The sequence below is a fragment of the Phyllobacterium sp. 21LDTY02-6 genome, from assembly GCF_023554255.2.
Classification (GTDB): Bacteria; Pseudomonadota; Alphaproteobacteria; order Rhizobiales; family Rhizobiaceae; genus Phyllobacterium.
In genome coordinates this window covers 220,960-243,998 of sequence record NZ_JAMJWD020000004.1, presented here as the reverse complement: position 1 = coordinate 243,998, position 23,039 = coordinate 220,960, and the positions used below count along the sequence as shown (strand labels likewise).

The 23,039-nt window shown below is 64.5% G+C and carries 21 protein-coding genes and 1 riboswitch; of the genes, 19 read left to right on the top strand and 2 right to left on the bottom strand.

What is annotated here, in order from left to right; all coding sequences use genetic code 11:
• Positions 1-142: 142 nt before the first annotated feature.
• The 16 genes from M8997_RS15275 to M8997_RS15200 all read left to right on the top strand — a co-directional run bounded on the left by M8997_RS15275 (position 143) and on the right by M8997_RS15200 (position 17,039).
• Positions 143-1,111, top strand: coding sequence for a sugar-binding transcriptional regulator (locus M8997_RS15275; RefSeq protein ID WP_250014959.1), 969 nt, complete (start codon positions 143-145; stop codon positions 1,109-1,111).
• 123 nt (positions 1,112-1,234) lie between these two features.
• Positions 1,235-2,677, top strand: coding sequence for an extracellular solute-binding protein (locus tag M8997_RS15270; RefSeq protein ID WP_250014958.1), 1,443 nt, complete (start codon positions 1,235-1,237; stop codon positions 2,675-2,677).
• Between the two features lie 114 nt (positions 2,678-2,791).
• The gene (locus M8997_RS15265) at positions 2,792-3,718 is read left to right on the top strand and encodes an ABC transporter permease subunit (protein WP_250014956.1); all 927 of its coding nucleotides are present in this window, start codon (positions 2,792-2,794) and stop codon (positions 3,716-3,718) included.
• A 10-nt stretch (positions 3,719-3,728) separates the two neighbouring features.
• Entirely contained in the window at positions 3,729-4,586 is an 858-nt protein-coding gene (locus M8997_RS15260) for a carbohydrate ABC transporter permease (RefSeq protein ID WP_250014954.1), read from the top strand.
• Positions 4,587-4,589: 3 nt separating this feature from the next.
• Positions 4,590-5,702, top strand: a complete 1,113-nt coding sequence (locus tag M8997_RS15255) for an ABC transporter ATP-binding protein (protein ID WP_250014953.1) — start codon at positions 4,590-4,592, stop codon at positions 5,700-5,702.
• A complete protein-coding gene (locus tag M8997_RS15250; RefSeq protein WP_250014952.1) occupies positions 5,699-6,823 on the top strand; it encodes an ABC transporter ATP-binding protein in 1,125 nt (374 codons plus the stop codon). The genes M8997_RS15255 and M8997_RS15250 overlap by 4 nt, the downstream gene beginning before the upstream one ends.
• The gene (locus tag M8997_RS15245) at positions 6,823-8,388 is read left to right on the top strand and encodes an FGGY-family carbohydrate kinase (RefSeq protein ID WP_250015447.1); all 1,566 of its coding nucleotides are present in this window, start codon (positions 6,823-6,825) and stop codon (positions 8,386-8,388) included. The genes M8997_RS15250 and M8997_RS15245 overlap by 1 nt, the downstream gene beginning before the upstream one ends.
• A gap of 8 nt (positions 8,389-8,396) precedes the next feature.
• Positions 8,397-9,437 carry a 2-hydroxyacid dehydrogenase gene (locus M8997_RS15240; protein WP_250014951.1) on the top strand — a complete coding sequence of 347 codons (1,041 nt, stop codon included), beginning with the start codon at positions 8,397-8,399 and terminating at the stop codon, positions 9,435-9,437.
• Positions 9,438-9,450: 13 nt separating this feature from the next.
• Positions 9,451-10,122: a class II aldolase/adducin family protein gene (locus M8997_RS15235; RefSeq protein WP_250014950.1), complete on the top strand. Its 672-nt coding sequence runs from the start codon at positions 9,451-9,453 to the stop codon at positions 10,120-10,122.
• Positions 10,123-10,148: 26 nt separating this feature from the next.
• Entirely contained in the window at positions 10,149-11,690 is a 1,542-nt protein-coding gene (locus M8997_RS15230; protein WP_250014949.1) for a glycerol-3-phosphate dehydrogenase, read from the top strand.
• Positions 11,687-12,730: a class II aldolase/adducin family protein gene (locus M8997_RS15225; protein ID WP_250014948.1), complete on the top strand. Its 1,044-nt coding sequence runs from the start codon at positions 11,687-11,689 to the stop codon at positions 12,728-12,730. The genes M8997_RS15230 and M8997_RS15225 overlap by 4 nt, the downstream gene beginning before the upstream one ends.
• The gene (locus tag M8997_RS15220; protein WP_250014946.1) at positions 12,727-14,004 is read left to right on the top strand and encodes an FGGY-family carbohydrate kinase; all 1,278 of its coding nucleotides are present in this window, start codon (positions 12,727-12,729) and stop codon (positions 14,002-14,004) included. The genes M8997_RS15225 and M8997_RS15220 overlap by 4 nt, the downstream gene beginning before the upstream one ends.
• A complete protein-coding gene (locus tag M8997_RS15215; protein ID WP_250014944.1) occupies positions 14,001-14,834 on the top strand; it encodes a TIGR01459 family HAD-type hydrolase in 834 nt (277 codons plus the stop codon). The genes M8997_RS15220 and M8997_RS15215 overlap by 4 nt, the downstream gene beginning before the upstream one ends.
• Positions 14,835-14,851: 17 nt before the next feature.
• Positions 14,852-15,775 (top strand): sugar phosphate isomerase/epimerase, encoded by a 924-nt coding sequence (locus M8997_RS15210; protein WP_250014942.1) that lies wholly within the window; start codon positions 14,852-14,854, stop codon positions 15,773-15,775.
• Positions 15,776-15,796: 21 nt separating this feature from the next.
• Entirely contained in the window at positions 15,797-16,558 is a 762-nt protein-coding gene (locus M8997_RS15205; RefSeq protein WP_250014940.1) for a triose-phosphate isomerase, read from the top strand.
• Positions 16,559-16,601: 43 nt separating this feature from the next.
• Complete coding sequence (locus M8997_RS15200; protein WP_250014937.1) at positions 16,602-17,039, top strand: RpiB/LacA/LacB family sugar-phosphate isomerase; 438 nt, start codon at positions 16,602-16,604, stop codon at positions 17,037-17,039.
• 733 nt (positions 17,040-17,772) lie between these two features.
• On the opposite strand, the gene sbmA is transcribed toward M8997_RS15200, so the two are convergent.
• Both sbmA and M8997_RS15190 read right to left on the bottom strand, forming a co-directional pair.
• Positions 17,773-19,026, bottom strand: coding sequence for a peptide antibiotic transporter SbmA (sbmA, locus tag M8997_RS15195; protein WP_250014935.1), 1,254 nt, complete (start codon positions 19,024-19,026; stop codon positions 17,773-17,775).
• Positions 19,027-19,129: 103 nt separating this feature from the next.
• Positions 19,130-20,293: a YbfB/YjiJ family MFS transporter gene (locus M8997_RS15190; RefSeq protein ID WP_250014932.1), complete on the bottom strand. Its 1,164-nt coding sequence runs from the start codon at positions 20,291-20,293 to the stop codon at positions 19,130-19,132.
• A gap of 192 nt (positions 20,294-20,485) precedes the next feature.
• A riboswitch (FMN riboswitch) is annotated at positions 20,486-20,647 on the top strand.
• 88 nt (positions 20,648-20,735) lie between these two features.
• On the opposite strand from M8997_RS15190, the gene M8997_RS15185 reads away from it, so the two are divergent.
• From M8997_RS15185 to dhaL, 3 genes are all read left to right on the top strand, one after another.
• The gene (locus tag M8997_RS15185) at positions 20,736-21,212 is read left to right on the top strand and encodes a 6,7-dimethyl-8-ribityllumazine synthase (protein WP_250014930.1); all 477 of its coding nucleotides are present in this window, start codon (positions 20,736-20,738) and stop codon (positions 21,210-21,212) included.
• A 140-nt stretch (positions 21,213-21,352) separates the two neighbouring features.
• Positions 21,353-22,360, top strand: coding sequence for a dihydroxyacetone kinase subunit DhaK (locus tag M8997_RS15180; protein ID WP_371929589.1), 1,008 nt, complete (start codon positions 21,353-21,355; stop codon positions 22,358-22,360).
• Between the two features lie 9 nt (positions 22,361-22,369).
• Entirely contained in the window at positions 22,370-23,008 is a 639-nt protein-coding gene (gene dhaL / locus M8997_RS15175; RefSeq protein WP_250014928.1) for a dihydroxyacetone kinase subunit DhaL, read from the top strand.
• Positions 23,009-23,039 lie beyond the last annotated feature (31 nt).

Here is a 23,039-nt window from a genome sequence, read left to right as displayed (position 1 = left end):
CGATGCCCGGCGGGGAAGATCTTCGCCGGGCATTTCCGCTTGTGCGTTTCTGGCCCGGAGAGAGCGTGCTTGACAAATTTTTCAGTAGGTGAAATTATTTTCAACAACCGATAAAAATATCAGTGCTCTCAGGGTAGGATTTATGGCTTTGGCGAATGGAGGCTCTCTGCGGGAAGAAGAGTCGAGCATGGCGGCGCGCGCTGCCTGGCTGCATTACGCCGGAGGCCTGACCCAATCCGAAGTCGCCAAGCGGCTCGGCCTTACCTCGCTCAAGGCGCATCGGCTGATCACGAAGGCCAACCAGGAAGGCCTGGTCAAGGTCTATATCGACGGCGAAGTTTCCGAATGTCTCGAACTCGAGCAGATCCTGTCGCAGCGCTACGGGCTCGAATATTGCGAAGTGGTGCCGGATTTCGATCCGGACGACCTGCCATTGAAGGCGCTGGGCATCGCCGGCGCGCAGTTCCTGAAGCGCGAGATCGAGCGCGAGGGCGAGGTGCTGATCGGCGTCGGCCACGGGCGCACGCTTGCAGCCTGCGTCGATTACCTGCCGCGCATCGCCAATGGCAGGGCGCGTTTCGTCTCGCTGCTCGGCGGGCTGACGCGCAAATTCGCGGCAAGTCCCCATGATGTCATCCACCGCCTGGCGGAGCGGGTCGGCGCCGATGCCTATGTCATGCCGGTTCCCTTCTTCGCCAATACGGTCGAGGACCGCGACGTGCTTTTCAGCCAGCGCGGCGTGCGCGAGATATTCGACCTTGCCGGCAGCGCCAATCTGCTTTTCGTCGGCATCGGCACGGTGGAACTCGAAGCGTCGCTGGTATCGACCGGCATGATCGAGAAGGGCGAGATCGAGGACATCAAGGCCGCGGGCGGCGTCGCCGAACTGCTCGGCCATTTCTTCAACGCTGCGGGCGAGCCGATAGAGACGACGCTTTCCGAGCGCACGTTCACGCTTGGCCGCGAGACCCTGAAGAACCGGCGCATCGTCGCCGTGGTCGGCGGCAAGGTGAAGGTGCATGCCACCCACGCCATTCTGGAGAGCCGCTACCTGAGCGGCCTCATCACCGATGAACGGACGGCGCGGCTGCTGGTGAGGGACGGCCCATGATCCGATGAGAATTGACCGGGCGCTGCGGGCAGGGAGTCGCCGCGGCGACCGGCAAGATGATGCCGGCGGGTATCCGGTTCAGTTCAACTGTTGGCAATACCCATAAAAGGAGGAGAAAAACCAATGCACGATAGAGAAAAAGACCTCATCAGCGCCTTCTTGCGCGGATCGGTCGACAGGCGCGGCCTGCTGAAGGGGCTTGGCGCCGCCGGCATGACCGCCGCGACCGCCGGCACGCTGTTCAACATGATGTCGACCAATGCGCTCGCAGCCGATTTCGACTGGAAGGCACATTCCGGCAAGTCGCTCAAGCTGCTCCTGAACAAGCATCCCTATGCCGACGCCATGATCGCCAACCTGCAGAACTTCAAGGACCTGACCGGCATCGAAGTCACCTATGACGTCTTCCCCGAGGACGTTTATTTCGACAAGGTGACGGCGGCGCTGTCTTCAGGTTCCAGCGAATATGACGTGTTCATGACCGGCGCCTACATGACATGGACCTATGGTCCGGCGGGCTGGATCACCGATCTGAAGGAATGGATCAACGATCCGGAGAAGACCAATCCGAACTATGCCTGGGACGATTTCCTGCCGGGCGTGAAGAATTCCTGCGCCTGGAACGGCACGCCTGGCGGGGCGCTCGGCTCGGAAGATGCCAAGCAATGGTGCATTCCCTGGGCGTTCGAGCAGAACAACATCACCTATAACCGCGAAATGTTCGAAAAGGCCGGCGTCGGCGTTCCGAAGAACATCGACGACATGATCGCCGTTTCGGCCAAGCTGCAGAAGGATGTCGGCGGCATCTACGGCATCGGCGTCCGCGGCTCGCGCTCCTGGGCGACGATCCATCCGGGCTTCCTGTCGGGCTATGCCAACTTCAACCAGAAGGACCTGAACGTCTCGGCCGACGGCAAGCTTTCGGCTGCGATGAACACGCCGGAATCCAAGGCCTATCACTCGAAATGGGTGCAGATGATCCAGGAGAGCGGCCCGAAGGACTGGTCCACCTATACCTGGTACCAGGTGGGCGCCGATCTCGGTGCCGGCGCTTCGGCCATGATCTTCGATGCCGATTGCCTCGGCTACTTCATGAATGGCGGCGACAACAAGATGGCCGGCAAGCTTTCCTATGCCGCCTTCACCGCCAATCCGGAAGCCAAGGCCTCGACGCCCAATATCTGGATCTGGTCGCTCGCCATGTCGAACTACGCCAAGGACAAGGATGCGGCCTGGTATTTCATGCAGTGGGCCTCGGGTCCCGAGCACGCCCTGTTCGGCGCGACCAAGATGGATTTCGTCGATCCGGTCCGCCAGGCGATCTGGAAGGACGAGGTGTTCCGCGAGAAGCTGAACAGCAAATATCCGGGCTATGTGGAAATGTTCGACGCATCGGCCGCCGGCGCGAGCATCAAGTTCACGCCGCAGCCGCTGTTCTTCGACGTCACCACCGAATGGGCGGCGACGCTGCAGAAGATGGTGGCCAAGGAGGTTCCGATCGACGAAGGGCTCGATCAGCTGGCGCAGAGCATCGATCGCCAGCTGCAGGAAGCCGGCCTCGGCTGATATCGCTGCCGGCAACCGGTTCCGCCGGTTGCCGGGCAACCTTCCACGGCATTCCGGCAGCCTGGACCAGCCCCGCCGGTCCGGCGCCCTACAAACGAGAAACGGAGCTTCCACGTGGCTTCAACGACCCTATCGCGCAAGCCGGCCTCCCGGTTCAGGATCAGCCGCAAGGTCCTGCCTTACGTCCTGAGCCTGCCTGCGCTGCTCGTCTGCATCGGCATTCTCATCCCGTTCGTCACGGCAGTCATCTATTCGCTCCAGCGCTACCGGCTCAGCCAGCCATGGGGGCGCAAGTTCAACTGGGGCGAGAACTACTGGAACTTCCTGTTCAACGATCCCGGCTTCTGGAACACGCTGAAGATCTCGCTGCTCTATGCCGGCATCACCGTGACGCTGGAACTGCTGCTCGGCCTCGGCATAGCGCTGCTGCTGCAGCGGCGCTCGCGCATCAACAATTTCATCTCCATCATGCTGCTGCTGCCGCTGATGATCGCGCCAGCCCTCGCGGCGCTGATGTGGAAGCTGATGACCAATCCCGGCTTCGGCATTCTGAGCTATCTCGCCGGTCTCGTCGGCCTCGAGAATTTCCGCTGGGCCTCTTCGCCCGATACCGCGCTGCTGACCGTCGTGCTCGTCGATATCTGGGTCTATACGCCCTTCATCATGATCCTGCTGCTCGCCGGCCTGCGCTCGCTGCCGACGCAGCCATTCGAGGCTGCGGCGCTCGACGGCGTGCCGCGCACATTCGTCTTCTTCCGGATCACACTGCCGATGCTGACGCCCTACATATTGACGGCGACGCTGTTCCGGCTGCTGGATTCGATCCAGCAATTCGACATCATCTACGCCATGACCCAGGGCGGGCCCGGCAATGCGCTGACCGTGTTCCAGGTCGAGGCCTATCTCAACTTCTTCCAGTCCACCAACATAGGCCGCTCGGCGGCGCTGATGGTGATCCTGTGGGCCATCACATACCTGCTCTCCAACACGTTCATCAAGAACTGGCTGCGGCTGCGCGAACGCGCCCGCGGCGAGGCATGAGGAGAAAGCCATGGAAACCACGTCTCCGCTCGAAAGAATTTTCCGCTTCGTCGCGCTTTCGCTCGTCGTCCTGTTCTTCATGTTCCCGATCGTCTGGATCTTCCTCATGTCGTTCCAGACCAACGAGACGATCCTGACCATCCCGCCGACGATCGTCTTCAGCCCGACACTGTCCAATTATGCGGCGCTGATCACCGGCAAGCTGACGACATCGGCCGGAACGCTCGACATCGCCTTCATGCGCAATCTGATGAATTCGGTGTTCCTCTCGGTCACGTCGGTGGCGCTGTCGCTCGTGCTCGGCGTGCCGGCCGCCTACGCCTTTGCCCGGCACAAGTTCCGCGGTTCGGAGGATATCGCCTTCACGCTGCTGTCGTTCCGTTTCGCGCCGCCGCTGCTGGTCCTCCTGCCGCTGACGCAATATTTCCAGTGGCTCGGCCTGTCCGATACCTATGTCGGGCTGATCTGGGTCTACCAGCTGATCTGCCTGCCGCTCATCCTGTGGATCGTGCGCGGCTATTTCGAGGATATCTCGGCCGATGTCGAATATGCCTATCGCATCGCCGGACATTCCTGGTTCGCGACGTTCCGCAAGATCGCGCTGCCGCTGGCCGGGCCGGGCATCGCGGCGGCTGGCCTGCTGGCATTCATCTTCGCCTGGAACAATTTCGTCTTCGCGCTCGTGCTGGCATCGGCCGACAAGCAGCCCGTCACCGTCGGCGCGCTGGCCTTCGTCACCTCGTCCGGCATCCAGTACGGGCAGATCGCCGCCGCCATCGTCCTTTCCGTGACGCCCACACTGGCACTGGCTCTCTACGCGCAGCGCTACCTTGTCGAAGGCCTGTCGCTCGGCGCGGTGAAGGGATAATCCATGACCACATTGCAACTGCAGAACATCGTCAAGCGCTACAAGACCAATACGGTGCTCGACAATCTGTCGCTCGACGTCGCCGATGGCGAAACCCTCGTCCTGTTCGGCCCCTCCGGTGCGGGCAAGACGGTGCTGCTGCGCCTCGTCGCCGGCGTCATCGACCCCGATGAGGGCCGCGTCCTCATCGGCGGCGAGGACATGACCGATGTCGAGGCCGAGCATCGCGGCATCGGCATGGCCTTCCAGAACTTCGCGCTTTTTCCCCATATGAGCGCCGAGGACAATATTGCGAGCCCGCTGACCGCAACGCGTTCCTCGGCCGATGCGATCAAGGCCTCCGTTGGAAAGGTGGCGAAGCTCCTGAAGATCGATCACGTGCTGTCGCACCATCCGAAGGCGCTGTCGAACGGGCAGAAGCAGCGGACGGCGCTGGCGCGGGCGCTGGTCGGATCGCCGCCGCTGCTGCTGCTGGACGATCCGCTGCGCAACGTCGATGCCAAGCTGCGCTTCGAGATGCGGCTCGAACTGCCGCGCCTGCTCGCGGCGCAGGGCGCGACGGTGGTCTATGTCACCCAGGACTACAAGGAAGCCATGGCGCTTGGCGATCGCATCGCCGTGATGGCCAATGGCAGCATCAGGCAGATCGGCACGCCGGAGGAAATCTACAATGCCCCGGCCGATATCGAGATCGCGCGGCTGTTCGGCGATCCGACGATCAACCTTCTCGACGTGACGCCGAAGAAGGGCCCGCACGGCATCCATGTCGAGCTTTCGAATGTCGAGGTGCCATTGCCGGGCGCGCCGGAGGAGGTGGTCGGCAGGGATTGCGTCATCGGCATAAGGCCGGAATCCATCAGCTTCACCACCGCCGCCGGCGCGGTGCCGGTGGATGTGGAGGCGGAGACGCCGCTCAATGAAAAGACCGTGACGCTGGTGCTGACGGCGCGCAAGCGCGAGATATTGGTATCGCGTCCCGCCGGAACGCCCGGGCCCGCACAGGGCGCGGCCGCCATCGCCATCGATGGCAGCACGGCGTTCCTCTTCGACAAGGCTACGGGAGCGCTGGTCCGCAAGACGGCAACGGCACATGGCAGGAATGGGGAAGCGGCATGAGCGATACCGCCCTTTTGATCAAGAATGTCGACAAGTTCTATGGGCCCATCGACCATGGCGTCCATGCGGTCCGCAATATTTCGATGGATATAAGGAAGGGGGAGATCATCGCCCTTCTCGGCTCCTCGGGCTGCGGCAAGACCTCCACGCTGCGCATGGTGGCGGGCTTCGAGGCCGTCTCGCGCGGCACGATTTCCCTCAAGGGGCGCGAGGTCCACACCCTGCCGCCCGTGCGCCGCAACGTGGCGATGGCCTTCGAGGGCTATTCGCTCTACCCGCCGCTGACGGTGAAGGAGAACATCGCCTTCGCGCTCAAATCCTCCCGCCTGTCGCAATCGGTCGTCGAGGAGAAGGTGGCCTATATCGCCCGGCTGCTCGAGATCGAGGACATTCTCCACCGCTACCCATCGTCGATCTCCGGCGGCCAGCAGCAGCGCGCATCGCTCGGCCGCGCGCTGATCCGCGATGCGGACCTGCATCTGCTCGACGAGCCCATGGGCCAGCTCGAGCCGCAATTGCGCGCCGTGCTGCGCGGCCGCATCAAGCACTACATCAAGGAGCGCGGGCTGACCGCGATCCTCGTCACCCATGACCAGACGGAGGCCAATGCGCTGGCCGACCGTATCGCGGTCATGGAAGGTGGGGAGCTGCAGCAGTACGATACGCCGCAGAAGATCAAGGAGCGGCCCGCCAATCTCTTCACCGGCACGTTCGTCGGCGAGCCGCCGATGAATGTCTTCGAAGCCGAGATCAGCGGCGACGACGACCGCATGGTCTTCGCGCTGAACGGCGATGTGCGGCTCGAATACCGGACGGCCGATTTCCAGCCGGACGTGCGCAAGGCGCTTCTGCAGCGCCGGCGGGTGGTCGTCGGCATCCGGCCCTATTCGGTCCGCCGCGTCGCCAATGGCGTTCCGGCCCGCGTCGCGGTCAATCAATGGCTCGGCGACCAGACCCATATCGCCGCCGATTTCGCCGGCGGCACCATGGTGCTGGTCGAGCATGACCGCGCCGATCTCGCCTTGGGCGAGACGATCGGCATCCGGCTCGATCCCGACAGTCTCCATGTCTTCGATGCGGCCAGCGGCGCTGCCGTCAGCCATGGGCGGGAGCTGGCATGATGCGCGACATCATCATCGGGATCGATGCCGGCACCTCTATCATCAAATCGGTCGCCTTCGACCTCAAGGGCAACCAGATCGCCTTTGCCGCGACGCCGAACAATTATGAGAGCGCCGGCAATGGCGGCGTGGTGCAGGAACTCGGGCGCACCTGGACCGATACGGTGCTGACGCTCGAAATGCTGGCCGGCAAGGTCGACAATCTTGCCGACCGCACCGTGGCGGTGGCCGTGACCGGGCAGGGCGACGGCACATGGATGATCGACCGCGATGGCGAGCCCGTCGGCAAGGGGTGGCTCTGGCTCGATGCGCGCGCCGGCGCTACGGTCGAGGCATTGCGCGCCGACAGCGGCGACCTGCACCGCTTCGCCCATACCGGGAGCGGCCTTGCCGCCTGCCAGCAGGGCACGCAGCTGCGCTGGATGATGGACCATGCGCCGGCGCTCTATTCGGGCGCCACCACCGCCTTCCATTGCAAGGACTGGCTCTATTTCAAGCTGACCGGCAGGCGCGCCACCGATCCTTCGGAAGCGGTGTTCACCTTCGGCGATTTTCGCAGCCGCAGCTATTCGGACAGCGTCATCGAGTTCCTCGGGCTCGAAAAGCTGAGCTACCTGCTGCCCGAGATCGTCGATGGCGCGACCACGTCGCATGCGCTCGATGCGGCGGCCGCCAGCCAGACCGGGCTGCGCGAGGGAACGCCGATCGTGCTCGGCTATGTCGATGTCGCCTGCACCGCGCTTGGCGCGGGCCTCTACGAGCCCGGCACCGATACCGGCTGCTCGATCGTCGGATCGACCGGCATGCACATGCGCCTTGCCACCAATCCGGAGGATGTGCGCCTCAATCGCGATCTTACCGGCTATACGATGTGCATGCCTGTTCCCGGCTATTATGCGCAGATGCAGTCGAACCTTTCGGCGACGCTGAACATCGACTGGCTGCTGTCGCTGGCCGAAAGCCTGTTCAGGAGCGCCGGCATCGAAAAGACCAAGCAGGAACTGCTCGGCTATGTCGAGACCTGGCTTGCGGGATCGCAGCCCGCGTCGCTGATATATCATCCCTATATCGCCGATGCCGGCGAACGCGGCCCCTTCGTCGATGCGGCGGCGCGGGCTTCCTTCGTCGGCCTCTCCACCCGGCATGGCTTCAGCGATCTCGCCCGGGCGGTCTTCGATGGGCTCGCCCTTGCCGCGCGCGACTGCTACGCCGCCATGGGTCCCTTGCCGCGGCAGGTGCGCCTGACGGGCGGCGCGGCGCGCAGTGCCTCGCTGCGCAAGATCCTCGGCGGTGCGCTTGGCGCCAATATCCAGACCAGCGAGCGCGAGGAAGCCGGTGCAGCGGGCGCGGCGATGATCGCGGCGGTCTCGCTTGGCATATACGGCTCGATGGAGGCCTGCGTGAAGGAGTGGGTATCGCCGTTCCAGCGCCGGCCGGAACCGGCCGATGCGCAGCTCGCGCAGCGATATGAAGATATTTTCCCCGCCTACCAGCAGTCGAGACTGGCGCTGCAACCCGTCTGGCACACGCTTGCGGCAAGGCAGAACGGCATGACCGAGAACTAGGAAGACCCATGACGAAGAAAATTGCGATAATCGGCGATCGTTTCATGCTGGCGGATGTGTTCCGCGACAAGATCGTGGAGGCCTGCGGCGACGGCCATGATATCCGCACGCTGGAACTGCCCTGGCCGGATGTGCCGATGGAGCATGGCTATGCGGTTTCCGGCATGGACGGGCTCAAGGAATATCTCGGCGATCCCGACGAAGTGGTTGACTTCGTTGGCGATGCGGAACTGCTGATCACCCAGCTCGCGCCGCTCTCCGCCGGCATGCTCGAGCGCATGCCCAAGCTGAAATTCGTTGCGGTCTCGCGCGGCGGCCCGGTCAATATCGACATGCAGGCGGCGCGCAATGCCGGCGTGCTCGTGGTCAATACGCCTGGTCGCAATGCCAGCGCCGTGGCCGAATTCACCATCGGCGCCATCCTGGCCGAGACGCGGCTGATCCGCTCCGGCCATGAATCGCTGCGCAAGGGCGAATGGCGGGGCGAGCTCTACCGCGCCGACAAGACCGGGCGCGAGCTTTCGGAAATGACCGTCGGCGTCATCGGCTACGGCAATATCGGCACCAGGGTCGTACGGCTGCTGCGCGCCTTCGGTTCGCGCATATTGGTGCACGATCCCTATGTCCAGCTCTCAGCCGACGATCGCAATGCCGGGGTGGAGCATGTGGGCCTCGACGAGCTCCTGTCGCGGTCGGACTTGGTGACGCTGCATCCGCGCGTGACCGGGGAGACGAAGGGCATGATGAATGCAGCCGCCTTCGCCAAAATGAAGCCCGGCGCGATCTTCGTGAACACCGCGCGCGGCCCGCTTGTCGATTACGAGGCGCTGGAGACGGCCCTGACCGACGGCCCCCTCGCCAGCGCGATGCTCGAGACATTCGCGGTGGAGCCGGTGCCGGTCGATTGGTCGCTGCTGCAGCTGCCCAACGTCACGCTGACGCCCCATATCGCTGGCGCCTCGGTGCGCACCGTCACCTATGCCGCCGAGATGGCGGCCGAGGAAGTGCGCCGCTACCTCGCCGGCCTGCCGCCCGTCAATCCATGCTGAGAAGAGCCTTGAAATGAGCGAACCTGCAATTCGACAGTCGATCATCGACCAGTGCCGGGCGATGAATGCCTCGGGCCTCAACCAGGGCACCTCGGGCAATATCAGCGTGCGCCATGGCGACCGCATGCTGATCACGCCATCGGCCGTTCCCTATGATGCAATGACCCCCGACATGATCGCCGCCATGCCGCTAGAAGGCGAATATGGCAGCTGGGAGGGGCCGAGGAAGCCCTCCACCGAGTGGCGGTTCCATCTCGACATCCTGCGCAGCAAGCCGGAGGCGAATGCGGTCGTCCATACCCATTCGACCTATGCGACCATCCTTTCCATCGCCCACAAGCCCATTCCGGCCTGCCACTACATGATCGCGGCCTTCGGCGGCGACGATGTGCGGGTCTGCGACTATGCGCGCTATGGCACGAAGGAACTCTCGGACAATGTCCTCGCCGCGCTCGAAGGCCGCACCGCCTGCCTCATGGCCAATCATGGCATGCTGGCGACGGGCAGCAGCCTCGAAAAGGCGATGTGGGCCGCCGTCGAGCTTGAAACAATCTCCCGGCAATATTACCACGCGCTCCTGATCGGCGGCCCGGTGGTGCTTCCGGCGGAAGAGATCGACGGCGTGCGGAAGGGTTTCGCCTCCTATGGCCTGCAGGACGAGCGCCCGGCTACGGCCCGGCGCTGATGATGGAGCCAAAGCTGAGTATGGAAATGAACGTGAGTTCGCAAACCGGAACATATGACCTGCTCGTCATCGGCGGCGGCGTGAATGGCGCCGGCATCGCGCGCGATGCTGCCGGGCGCGGTCTTTCGGTGCTTCTCTGCGAGAAGGACGATCTGGCGCAGGGCACGAGTTCGCGCTCCGGCAAGCTGGTGCATGGCGGCCTGCGCTATCTCGAATATTACGAGTTCCGCCTGGTGCGCGAGGCGCTGATCGAACGCGAAGTGCTGCTCGAATCGGCGCCGCATATCATCTGGCCCATGCGTTTCGTGCTGCCGCACAATCCGGCCGACCGCCCGGCATGGCTGGTGCGGCTCGGCCTGTTTCTCTACGATCATCTCGGCGGCCGCAAGCGCCTGCCGGGTACCCGCGCGCTCGACCTGCGCACCGCGCCGGAGGGCGCCGCGCTCAAGAACGATTATCGCAAGGCGTTCGAATATTCCGATTGCTGGGTCGACGATGCGCGTCTCGTCCTGCTCAACGCGCTCGACGCGGCGCGGCTCGGCGCCGAGATCCACACGCGCACGGCCTGCACCTCGATCAGGCGCAGCGATGGCATCTGGACCGTGGAGATGACCGATGCCCGCACCGGCGCGAAGCGCACCGTCCGGGCGCGCTGCGTCGTCAATACGGCGGGGCCATGGGTCAATGACGTGATCGGAAGGGTAGGCGGCCTCAATTCCAACCGCAGCGTGCGGCTGGTCAAGGGCAGCCATATCATCGTGCCGAAATTCTGGGAGGGGCGGCAGGCCTATCTCGTCCAGAACCCGGACAAGCGCGTCATCTTCATCAATCCCTACGAGAACGATCTGGCGCTGATCGGCACCACCGACATTCCCTATGAAGGGCGTCCCGAAGACGTCGCCGCCGACGAAGACGAGATCGGCTACCTGCTCAGATCGGTCAACCGCTACTTCAAGCAGCAATTGCTGCGCGAGGATATCGTTCACAGTTTCTCGGGCGTGCGGCCGCTCTACGACGACAATGCCGAGAATCCGAGCGCCGTTACCCGCGACTATATTTTCGAAGTCGATGCCGCCGGCGGCAATGCGCCGCTGCTCTCCGTCTTCGGCGGCAAGATCACCACCTTCCGCAAGCTCTCCGAACATGCGCTGGAGAAGCTGAAGCCGTTCTTCCCCGCCATGCGCGAGGCGTGGACCGCAAAGGCCACGCTGCCGGGCGGCGACATGCCGGGCGCGGATTTCGAGCAGTTCCTCGGCGATGTCCATCTGCGCTATCCCTGGCTGCCGAGCGCGCTCGCCAAACATTATGCGCGGCTCTACGGCACGCGGCTGCACGAATTGATAGGGCCGGCGAAATCGCTCGACGATCTTGGCCGCGCCTTCGGCCGGCTCTGCTACGAGCGCGAGGTGGAGTTCCTGATCGACACGGAATGGGCCGGCGATCCCGACGACATATTGACCCGCCGCACCAAGCACGGCCTGCATATGTCGGGCGGGGAAGTGGCGGCATTCAACGCCTGGTGGCAGGCGCGAGGCGAGAAGCGTCCGGTGGCGGGAGCAAAGCGATGAACAGTGAATTCGAAGCGCTTCTCGACCTTTCCGCCCGCGTCGGCGCCGATCCGGCGCTTGTCCAGGGCGCCGGCGGCAATACGTCGATCAAGCAGGACGGCGTGCTCTGGATCAAGGCTTCCGGGCTGTGGCTGAGGGATGCGCGCAGCCGCGACATCATGGTGCCGGTGGCGCTGCAACCGCTTCTGGATGCGGTGGCGGGCGATGATCCCTCGGCCGAAAAGGCCCAGCAATATGTGCTGGACGATCGCAATCCCTCCGGCCTGCGGCCCTCCATCGAGACCACCGTGCATGCGCTGATGCCGCAGAAAGTGGTCGTGCATGTCCATTGCACCGCGACCATCGCCCATGCGGTGCAGGAGAACGCCGAAGAGCTGGTCGCTTCGCGGCTTGCCGGCATCCCCCATGCCTTCGTGCCCTATGCGCGGCCGGGCCTGCCGCTCGCCCGGGCGATCGCGGCGCGCATCAGGCCGGGGACGAGCGTGCTCGTGCTTGGCAATCACGGCCTTGCGGTGGCGGCCGAAACGGTCGGCGCAGCCGAGGCTCTGCTTGCCGACATGTCGCGGCGCCTGGCCTTGCCCGCGCGCCCGCCGCGCCCCGCCGATCTGGCCGCGCTGCAGCGTCTCGCGGCGGGCAGCGGGTATCGCCTGCCGGACGATGAGGCCATCCACCACGTCGCGACCGACGAGACCAGCTGCGCCTTCGCCGCCGGTGGCAGCCTCTATCCCGATCATGTGATCTTTCTCGGCAAGGGATCGTTGCTGGCCGGGGAGGCGGTGCATTCGCTCGAGGACGAGGCGAAGCGCAACGGCGCGGCGCTGCCGCCGGCGCTGCTCTTTCCCGGCAAGGGCGTCCTCGTCGCCGCCGATGCCAGTGCCGGTGCGCTCGCCCTCGCGCGCTGCCTGTCCGACGTGACGGCCCGCATCCCGCAAGGGGCACGGCTGCGCTATCTGACGGATGCAGAGAATGCCGAGCTCCTCGGCTGGGACGCGGAAAAATACCGGCAGACGCTGAACCTCGCCGCAGGTGCGGCGCGATGAACGAACCGCTGGTCATCGGCATAGACGTCGGAACCTCGGGCGCACGGGCCGTCGCCATGACGCCCGGCTTCGAGATCAGCGCCGTCGCGGCGGCAAAGCTCGCCGATTTCTCTTCGGACCACCGCGATCCGGAAGGCTGGCGCGCCGCCGTGGAGTTTGCGCTGAAGGCCCTGCTGGCGAAGCTCGACCGCGCGCGGGTCCGCGCCATCGCCATCGACGGCACCTCGGGCACCGTGCTTGCGGTGGATGCGCGCGGCATGCCGCTGGCCGAACCGCTGATGTACAACGACCCGGTGACGGACGAGGCCATACTGTCGCGCATCGCCGAACATGCGCCCGCCGACAGCGCGGCCCATGGCGCGACGTCGGGTCTTGCCAAGGCGCTGCGCTTCAAGGGCATAGGCGGCCTTGCGCATATCGTGCACCAGGCGGACTGGCTGATGGGCAACCTCACCGGCAGCTACGATACGTCCGACGAGAACAATGCGCTGAAGACCGGCTATGATCCCGTTGCCCGCCAATGGCCCGAATGGCTGGCGCGGACGGGCATGGACCGGGCGCTGCTGCCGCGGATCGTCCCCGCCGGGGCCCCGGTCGCGCCGATATCGCCCAAGGCCGCCGCCGGTTTCGGCCTCGGCGCGGATGTCGTGATCGTCGCCGGCACCACGGATGGCTGCGCCTCGTTCCTTGCCACCGGCGCCGACCGTCCGGGCGATGGCGTTACCGCGCTCGGCACCACGCTGACCATCAAGATGCTGTCCGGACAGCCGCTGTTCGCGCCGGAATTCGGGCTCTACAGCCATCGCATCGGCGATATGTGGCTCGCCGGCGGCGCTTCCAACAGCGGCGGCGCGGTGCTGGCGCGCTATTTCGACAATGCGGCGATCGAGCGACTGTCGGCGGAAATCGACCCCTCCGCCGAGACCGGTCTCGACTATTATCCGCTGCCGGGGCAGGGCGAGCGCTTTCCCTTCAACGACCCGCTGATGCGCCCGCGCATGACGCCGCGGCCCGCCGGCGATGCCGCGTTCCTGCAGGCGATCTTCGAGGGCATCGCCTCGATCGAGCAGCTCGCCTATGGCCGGCTGGCCGAACTCGGCGCGCCGCTGCTGCAATCGGTCCGCAGCGTCGGCGGCGGCGCCAAGAACACCGTCTGGGCGGCGATCAGGGCAAGGCGGCTCGGCGTGCCCATGCCGCCGGTCCTGTCCGAGGAAGCGGCTGCCGGCACCGCAAGGCTGGCGCTGCTCGGTGCGCGCGAGGCGGGCAAGCTATGACCGATCCGCAGCATGTGCGCGGCCTGCGCGAGCTGGCGCCGGGCTTCGACGCCTTTCTCATCGACCAGTTCGGCGTACTCAGGGACGGGCGCGGCGCCTATCCGGAAGCCGCCGCGACGCTGGCCCGGCTGAAGCGCAGCGGCGCGAAGATCATCATCCTTTCCAATTCGGGCAAGCGTTCCGCCGGCAATGGCAAGCGGCTCGCCGCGCTCGGCTTCGACCGCGACAGCTGGGACATGTTCCTGACCTCCGGCGAAGTGGCCTGGCACATTCTCGCCCGCGAAAGCGCCGGGCGGGCGTCCAGCCGCTGCCTGCTGATCAGCCGCGACGGCGATACCTCGCCGATCGACGGGCTCGACATCGTGCGCACCGAAAGCGGCGAGGATGCCGATACGATCCTCATCGCCGCGAGCGAGGGCGACATCCATGATCTCGGCCATTACGAACGCCTGCTCGCCCCGGCGGCGCGGCGCGGCGTGCCCTGCCTCTGCACCAACCCGGACAAGATCATGCTGACCCGCGACGGCACCTCGTTCGGCGCCGGCCGCATCGCCGAACTCTATGGCGAACTCGGCGGCACCGTGCGCTGGATCGGCAAGCCCTTCCCCGATATCTATGATTGGGCGCTGGAGTTTCTCGGCCATCCGCAGCGCATCTGCTGCATCGGCGACAGCATCGAGCATGACATAGCGGGCGCGGCGCGGGCAGGGCTGAGCTCGATGCTGGTCAAGACCGGCATCCTTGCCGATGCGGACGAGGCCGAGCTCGACCGGTTGTTCCGGCGCCATGATGCCAGGCCGGATTACGTCGCCGAACGTTTCTGCTGGTAGAACAGGATCTGATCGTCATGGGTTTCAAACTTTCGCTCAACACCAATCCGCTGGTAAACCGCTTCGCCGAGGCGGACGACCTGATCGACACGATTGCCGGCAGGATCAGGATCGGCAACGTGCAGCTTACCCATGAATTCATCAACCCGTCATGGCCGGCCGCGACCATCGCGCGCCATGTGCGCCTGTTCCGCCGGGCGCTGGCGCGCACCGGCGTCAGGATCACCTCGGGCATGACCGGGCCCTATGGCAGGCTCAACCATTTCGGCCATCCCGACGCCGATGTGCGGCGCTACTATGTCGATTGGTTCAAGACCTTCGCCGATATTTCGGCCGAGCTCGGCGCACCGGCCATCGGCACGCAGTTCGCCATCTTCACCCACAGGGATTATGACGACCCCGCGCGGCGCGAGGCGATGATGAAGATCGCCATCGATTGCTGGCGCGAGGTGGCCGAGCATGGGCGCGAGGCGGGCCTGTCCTATCTGTTCTGGGAGCCGATGTCGGTCGGCCGCGAATTCGGCCATACGATTGCCGCCTGCCGCGAGCTGCATGAGCGGCTGCAGGCGTCCGATCTCGCCATTCCGCTGTTGATGATGGTCGATATCGACCATGGCGACGTTACCTCCAGCAATCCCGCCGACATCGATCCCTATGCCTGGGCGGCGGCCTTTCCGAAGGAATCGCCCATCATCCACATCAAGCAGTCATCGATGAACAAGGGCGGCCACTGGCCGTTCACCGCCGCCCATAATGCCGATGGCCGCATCACGCCGGAGAAGTTCCTCGCCACCGTCAGGCAGGGCGGCGGCACCGATAACGAGATATGCCTGGAACTGTCGTTCCGCGAAAGGGAGCCGACGGATCATCTTGTCGTCGACATGATCCGGGAATCGGTTGAATTCTGGGAGCCTTACATCGATACCGGCTTCAACCGCTGATTCTGACGATACGGGAGAGAAATGAGCATGTTTTGGGTAGGCACCAGCTTCAAGATGAACAAGACGCTGCCGGAGGCCGCGGCCTTCGCCGCCGATCTCGCCAAAGCCGATGGCGGGCGGGACGAGCGGGTGCAGCGCTTCGTCATTCCGCCATTCACGGCGGTGCGGCAGGTGAAGGAGATATTGAAGGACACCAGCGTCAAGGTCGGGGCGCAGAACATGCATTGGGACGATTCCGGCGCCTGGACGGGCGAGATTTCGCCGCTGATGCTGAAGGATTGCAATCTCGACCTGGTGGAACTCGGCCATTCGGAGCGCCGCGAACATTTCGGCGAGACCGACCGGACCGTCGGCCTGAAGGTTGCGGCGGCGCTGCGCCATGGGCTCGTTCCGCTGATCTGCATCGGCGAGACGCTGGCCGAGCGCGAGGCGGGGGAGGCCGACGCCGTGTTGAAGCGGCAGGTGGAGGGCGCGCTTGCCCTTGCCGGCGAGGCGCCGCGCGACGTGCCGATCCTCTTTGCCTATGAGCCGGTCTGGGCCATCGGCGTCAACGGCATTCCGGCGACCTCCGCCTATGCGGACGAAAGGCAGGCGCGCATCGCCGATATCGCCGGCGCGATACTTGGCAAGGCGCCGCCCGTTCTTTATGGCGGCAGCGTCAATCCGGACAATTGCGCCGAGCTCATCGCCTGCCCACATATTGACGGGCTTTTCATCGGCCGTTCCGCCTGGGCCTCGCAGGGTTATCTGGGCATATTGCAGAAAGTGTCGGCGGCGATCTGACCGGCGCTACCGGGAAAAGGCTGAATTGAAGAAAGGAACTAGCATGAAAATAGCAATTGGAGCCGACAGCGCCGGCAAGCCGCTTCTGGAAGTCATCGCCGCCCATCTGGCCGGCAAGGCCGAACTGGTGGTGACGGATATGAGCCAGCCGGGCTTCTACGCCGATATTTCGCGCGACCTTGCCCAAACCATTATCGATGGCAGCAACGAGCGCGGCATTCTCATCTGCGGCACCGGCATCGGCGTCTGCATCTCGGCCAACAAGGTGCCGGGCATCCGCGCCGCGCTGACCCATGACACCTATTCGGCCGAGCGCGCGGCGAAATCCAACAATGCGCAGATCATCACCATGGGCGCGCGCGTCATCGGCCCGGAGCTGGCAAAGGCCATCGTCGATACCTGGCTGAAATCGGAATTCGATCCCGCGGGCCCCTCCGCCGGCAATGTCGATGCCATCGACCGCCTCGACGCCGGGAAGTAGCGGGAGTTCTGTGGGGGTTCAAACCTTGGCCCCCATTTTCTTGCAAATGAACCTACCTCCCTCATCCTGAGCCCTCATGGTGAGTTTGTCGAACCACGAAGGGCGCAGCAACGTTGCTGCAATCGCCTTTTTTTGAGCGCTGCAAAAAGCATCGTGCGTGCTTCGACAGGCTCAGCATGAGGGAGGTGGGGTGCAATCTCTTGTTGGAGAGGCTGGATACGGAAAATCCGCACCACGCCCGCGAAATCGCGCCTGGTCATTGAAATGGGGGGAGACGGGCGGTCTTCAGCGCGTCAGTAGGTATCAGGGTCGAGGTCCGAAGACCGCCCGCGACGTCTTTGCCTGCCATTGTTGCGTTTGTCAGACGCAACAACCCGGAAACATGAGCGCTACCTCCGTTTCCTTCTGCAGTTTGCTGAATAATCGGGTTTGTCACTTCCGACTATCCGGCAACGCCATCCTTTCCCAGCAATCGAAACAGCTCCGGAAGCTGCTCCCCCACTGGAAAGGACCGAATCAGAATAATCGGGTTTCTGAGAGGTGGGATAAGTTTCCATTTATCCCACCGCATTTTGGCGGGCCATTCCGCGCTGACCGCAAGCGAAAACAAGGGCTTGCAGGGCGTCGGGCCTCAAAAATATTTTTCTGAGGCCCCAAATCCATCCCCAAACAGCCGGTTAATCCGAAAAAGGGGGATAAGTGTTGCCGGCTCCGATCTCCGAAGGGCCGCCCCCTACACATCCTCGCTCTGGGTTGCCAGATAGTGCTGGTCGATTTCCGGCAGCGGCTCGTCATGGATGACCGCCTCGAAGGCGCGGAGGCGCTTGTAGATCGACATCAGCTCGACGATGGTCGTCCACGACGTCACCAGGTACTGGAACGAATTCGTCACCTGCCCGAACGCCGTGGCGATCTGCTGCCACAGGCCCATGGTGATCTTGCCGGCGACGACGGTCGGCACCAGGATGAGGTTGAGGAAGATGGCGTCGGCCTGCCCGTAGAGGCTGCGCACCACGTTGAAATATGTGTAGTGGAAATAGAGCCGGAAATAGTTGCGGCGGACATTGCCGAAGAGTTCGGCGACCGTCGGCGGCTGCGCCCGCGCGGCATCGTCCTCGCCGAGGACGAGCTCCTTGCGGTAGGCGGCCTCGACGCGCTGGTTGCGGAATTGCAGGCCGGGCAGCTTGATGCCGACCAGCGCCAGTATGCCGGTGCCGAACAATGACCATACGATGGCGAGGACCACCAGCGAATAGGGTATCTGCCCGATCAGCGGCAGTTCGGTGATGTGGTGCGAAAGCTGCGCCAGCAGCGGCAGGAAGGCGATCAGCGTCATCAGCGCCTGGATCAGGCTGACGCCCAGGCCCTCGACCGTCGAGGAGAAGCGCATCGTATCTTCCTGCACGCGCTGCGAGGCGCCTTCGATGTGCCGCAGCTGCTGCCAGTGCGCCATGTAATATTCGTTCATGGCCGTGCGCCAGCGGAAGACGTAATGGCTGATGAAGAAGCTGGTGCCGACAAAGAGGATGATGTTGACGAAACCGATCCCGGCAAACAGCCATTGCAGATAATAGAGCTCGGAGGGCTGGACGGAGTTCGGCGTGGTGATCGCCTTCTGGAACAGGTCGAAGAACGGGCCGCGCCAGGTGTTGAGGGCAATGTTGAGCTGGACGTCGAAATAGGTGCTGAACAGGATGAAGGCCGATCCCCAGACAGACCATGCCTGCCATTTATGCGGCGCGTACCACATCCAGAACCCGGCGAAGAGCGCGACGCAGAAGGCGAAATAGATATAGAGCCAGAGATAGGGCGGGGTGACGAAGATGCCGATGCCGACGACCGGCGGAGCGGCGGGGTCTGCCGGCGGCAGGCCGAACACCGCGCCGAGCTGTTCTCCGGCGAACATCCAGAACAGGACGGCCGCCAATGACCATAGCGCCGCGGAAATGAAGAAAGCCGTCGGCTTGGGGAAAAATGAAACGAACACGTCGATCTGCCCTTTCTGGCTCCTGCTGCTTTAGTCGCAAGACCTGATGCCAGCTTATCAGCGAGAATTGGGCGAAGTGCAAAGGGCAAGTATTAAATTAATGTTAGGATCGGGCTTCCGGCTCGGCCGAATAGGCGAAATAGGCGCCGATGACGAGGCCGGCGGCGGCGAGCAGCGTGGCGGAGGTGAAGCTGCCGCTGACATCCGCAAGGTAGCCGCCGATGAGCGGGCCGACGATCTGGCCGATGCCGAAAGCCGCCGTGGTGATGGCCATCATGCGCCGCGGCGCCAGCGGCACGAGTTCGCGCCCGGCCTGGAACGCGAAGGCGGTGATGACCATGATGGTGAAGCCGAGCAGCAGCCCGCCGATGAGCGGGCCGATGGGCGAGGGAACGATGACGCTGGCCGAGACGCCCGCCGCGAGCGCGATGAGGCTGAGCGCCAGCGAGCGGAACGGCCCGACGCGGCGCAGGACCGGGTTCCATGCCCAGACGGAGACGATGCCGGCAAGGCCGGTGCACAGCCAGACCAGCGCTTCCGTGAACGGCCCGCCATTGCTGTCGCGCACGATGGCGATGATGAAGGTCGCGGTGATGACATAGCCGATGCCGAACAGCGCATAGGCGATGTTCAGCTTGACGAAGGCTGCGGTCCAGCGGATCGCCGGTTCCTTGCTGCCGGAGCCGTCGCGCACGGGGCCGTCGCGGATGAGCAGGGCGACCGCCAGCAGGCCGGCGAAGGAAACCAGCCCGGCGGCCATCCAGTCGGCGCGCCAGCCATAGCCGGCGCTGGTGCCGGCGGCCACCAGCAGCGCCGATAGCGCGATGCCGGTGCCGACGCCGCCGAAATGCACCGCCTGCAGGTCGAGACGCCGGGCGGCGCCGAGATGGCTGAAGACGATGGTGGCGGCGAAAACCAGCATGAGGGCGCTGGCGACGCCGGCGAGGAACCTGATCAGTGACAGCAGCAAGACGTCGCTGCTGATGCCCATCGCCAGGCAGAGGGCGGCGCTCAGCCCGAGCGAGGCCAGCATCACGCCGCGCTCGCGGCCCGCGGCCCAGCCATAGCCGGCGACGACGGCGCCGACGAGATAGCCGAGGAAATTGGCGGAGGCGATGATGCCCGCATCGCTGGGGCTGAGCCCGAGATCGCTCATCATGCCCGGCAGGATCGGCGTATAGATGAAGCGGCCTATGCCCATGCCGACCGCCATGGCGACGAGACCGCCGAGCGAATAGCGCAGGGGAGTGGCGGAGCTTTGATTCATGGCCGGGACATTACCCCCGCCCAACCGGCGGACAAGCCAATAAAATTGATGGCTGGTGCAGTCCCGGTTATGAATCCCGCCTTGGTGCCAATTGGGCAATGCCAGTCGGGGAATGCCCGTTGGAGAAATGCAGGCGCCTCAACCCGGGCAAAGTGGGATTGACCTCGTTCCCGCCATGGATATATTCATCCGCGTAGTTCTCAGGGCGGGGCGAAATTCCCCACCGGCGGTAGCAGATGCCCGGGTGCAAGCCCGGACACTGAAGCCCGCGAGCGCTTCCGGCGTGCCGGAAGGTCAGCAGATCCGGTCGAATTCCGGAGCCGACGGTCATAGTCCGGATGAAAGAGGACAAGCGGATAGGAGCTTTCGACGAGAGCCGCCGATTCGCGCGTTCGCCCAAGGGATCATTGAAAAATGGCAAAACCCTTGAAAGGCCAGATAAATGACTGCAATTTCCCATCCCCAGACCAGAATAGCCCTCATCCGTGCCCGCTGGCACGCCGATATCGTCGATCAATGCGTCAATTCCTTCGTGACGCAATGGACCGCGCTCGGCGGCGAGGCTTCCGACGTCGAGATCTTCGACGTTCCGGGCGCGCTCGAAATCCCGCTCCATGCCCAGACGCTTGCCGCCACCGGCCGCTTTTCGGCGATCCTCGGAACGGCCTTCGTCGTCGATGGGGGCATCTACCGGCATGATTTCGTCGCGGGCACGGTGCTCGATGCGATGATGCGCGTCCAGCTCGACCAGAACATCCCGGTGCTCTCGGCGGTGCTGACGCCGCATAATTTCCAGGAATCGGCAGCCCATATCGCCTTCTTCAAGGAACATTTCGTCGTCAAGGGTGTGGAAGCGGCCAATGCCTGCTCGCAGATATTGCAGGCCCGCGCTAGTGTGGCGGTATCGGAATACGCCTGACTATGGCGGCAGGGCCGGAGCCTTTCGAATCTGAAGTTCACTACATTGTTGCAGCAGCGTCAGACGAACTTCAGATTCGGGTCACTAGGCTGGCGCTTGCCACGGCGTAGGCAGGCAGCAACAGGCGGGGAGGAAAATCCGTGAAGACGAAGAAGATCATCAATGACGGCGCCAATGCCGTGGACGAGATGCTCGAAGGGGTGCTCGCCGCCCATTCGGACAAGGTTTTCGCCATCGACGGCTCTCCCCGCTCCATCGTTTCGCGCCATGGCCCGCGCCCCGGCAAGGTCGGGCTGGTCATCGGCGGCGGCTCTGGCCATGAACCGTCCTTCCTCGGCTTTGTCGGCAAGGGCCTCGCCGACGCGGCGGCGATCGGCAATGTCTTCGCCTCGCCGCCGCCGGACCCGATCGTCGAATGCACCAGGGCGGTCAGCAATGGCGCCGGCGTCCTTTATCTCTATGGCAATTACGCCGGCGACGTCATGAATTTCGACATGGCCGCGGAGATGGCGGCGATGGAGGATATCGAGGTGCGCACGGTCCTCACCACCGACGACGTCGCCTCCGCGCCGCGCGACCAGCGCGACAAGCGCCGCGGCGTTGCCGGCAATGTCTTCGTGTTCAAGGCGGCGGGCGCGGCCGCCGACAAGGGCCTCGATATCGACGAATGCGAGCGTATCGCGCGCAAGGCCAATGACCGCACTTTCACCATGGGCGTCGCGCTTTCGCCCTGTTCGCTGCCGCAGACGCTGAAGCCGAACTTCACGCTCGGCGAAACGGAAATGGAAGTCGGCATGGGCATCCACGGCGAGCCCGGCATAGCGCGCAGCGAGCTGCAGCCCGCCGATGCCATCGCCGATGCGCTGATGGACCGGATACTCGCCGAGATGGGCGCCGATAGCGGCGACCGGGTGGCCGTGCTGGTCAATTCGCTGGGTTCGACGCCGCTGATGGAGCTTTACATCCTGATGCGCCAGGTGCGGAAGCGGCTCGACGCCGCCGGCCTCGCGCTGCATACGAGCCTCGTCGGCAATTATTGCACCTCGCTGGAAATGGCGGGCGCTTCCATCACGCTCATGCACCTCGATGACGAGTTGCAGGAGCTGATCGACCATCCCTGCGATTGCATCATGTTCCGCGCCGGATAGGAGGTTGCAATGAGCGAGATCACACCCGCGATCCTTGCGCAAATGTTCCGCGACATCGCCGCTGCGATGGCCGCCGCCAAGGGCGAACTCTGCGAACTCGACGGCGTCATCGGCGATGCCGATCACGGCATTGCCATGGATCTCGGCTTTGCCGCCGTCGCCAGGGCGCTGGACGGGATCGACCCGGCGGCGAGCGATCCGTCGGCGATCTTCAATACCGCCGCCAAATCCTTCCTCAACGCCGTCGGCGCATCCTCGGGGCCGCTTTATGCCACGGCGTTCATGCGTGCGGGCGCGGCGGCCAAGGGCAAGCCGGTGCTCGGCGACGACGATGTCTGCGCCTGCTTCATCGCCATGGCCAAGGGCATCCAGGACCGCGGCAAGGCGGAACCGGGCGAGAAGACCATGATCGACGCCTGGGCGCCCGCCGCCCGTGCCATGGAGGAGGCGCGGGCCGCCGGCGCCTCGTTGCCGGATGCGCTGGACCGCGCCGTCGCCGCCGCCGCTGCAGGGGCCGAGGCCACCCGGGCGATGGTGGCGACCAAGGGCCGTTCCGCCCGGCTCGGCGAACGCTCCCTCGGCCACATGGACCCCGGCGCCGCATCCGCCGTAATCATGATCCGCTCGATGGCCCGGGCTCTGGGGTAGGGCAGGCTCGGCGTGAGGGTGGTTGGCTCGC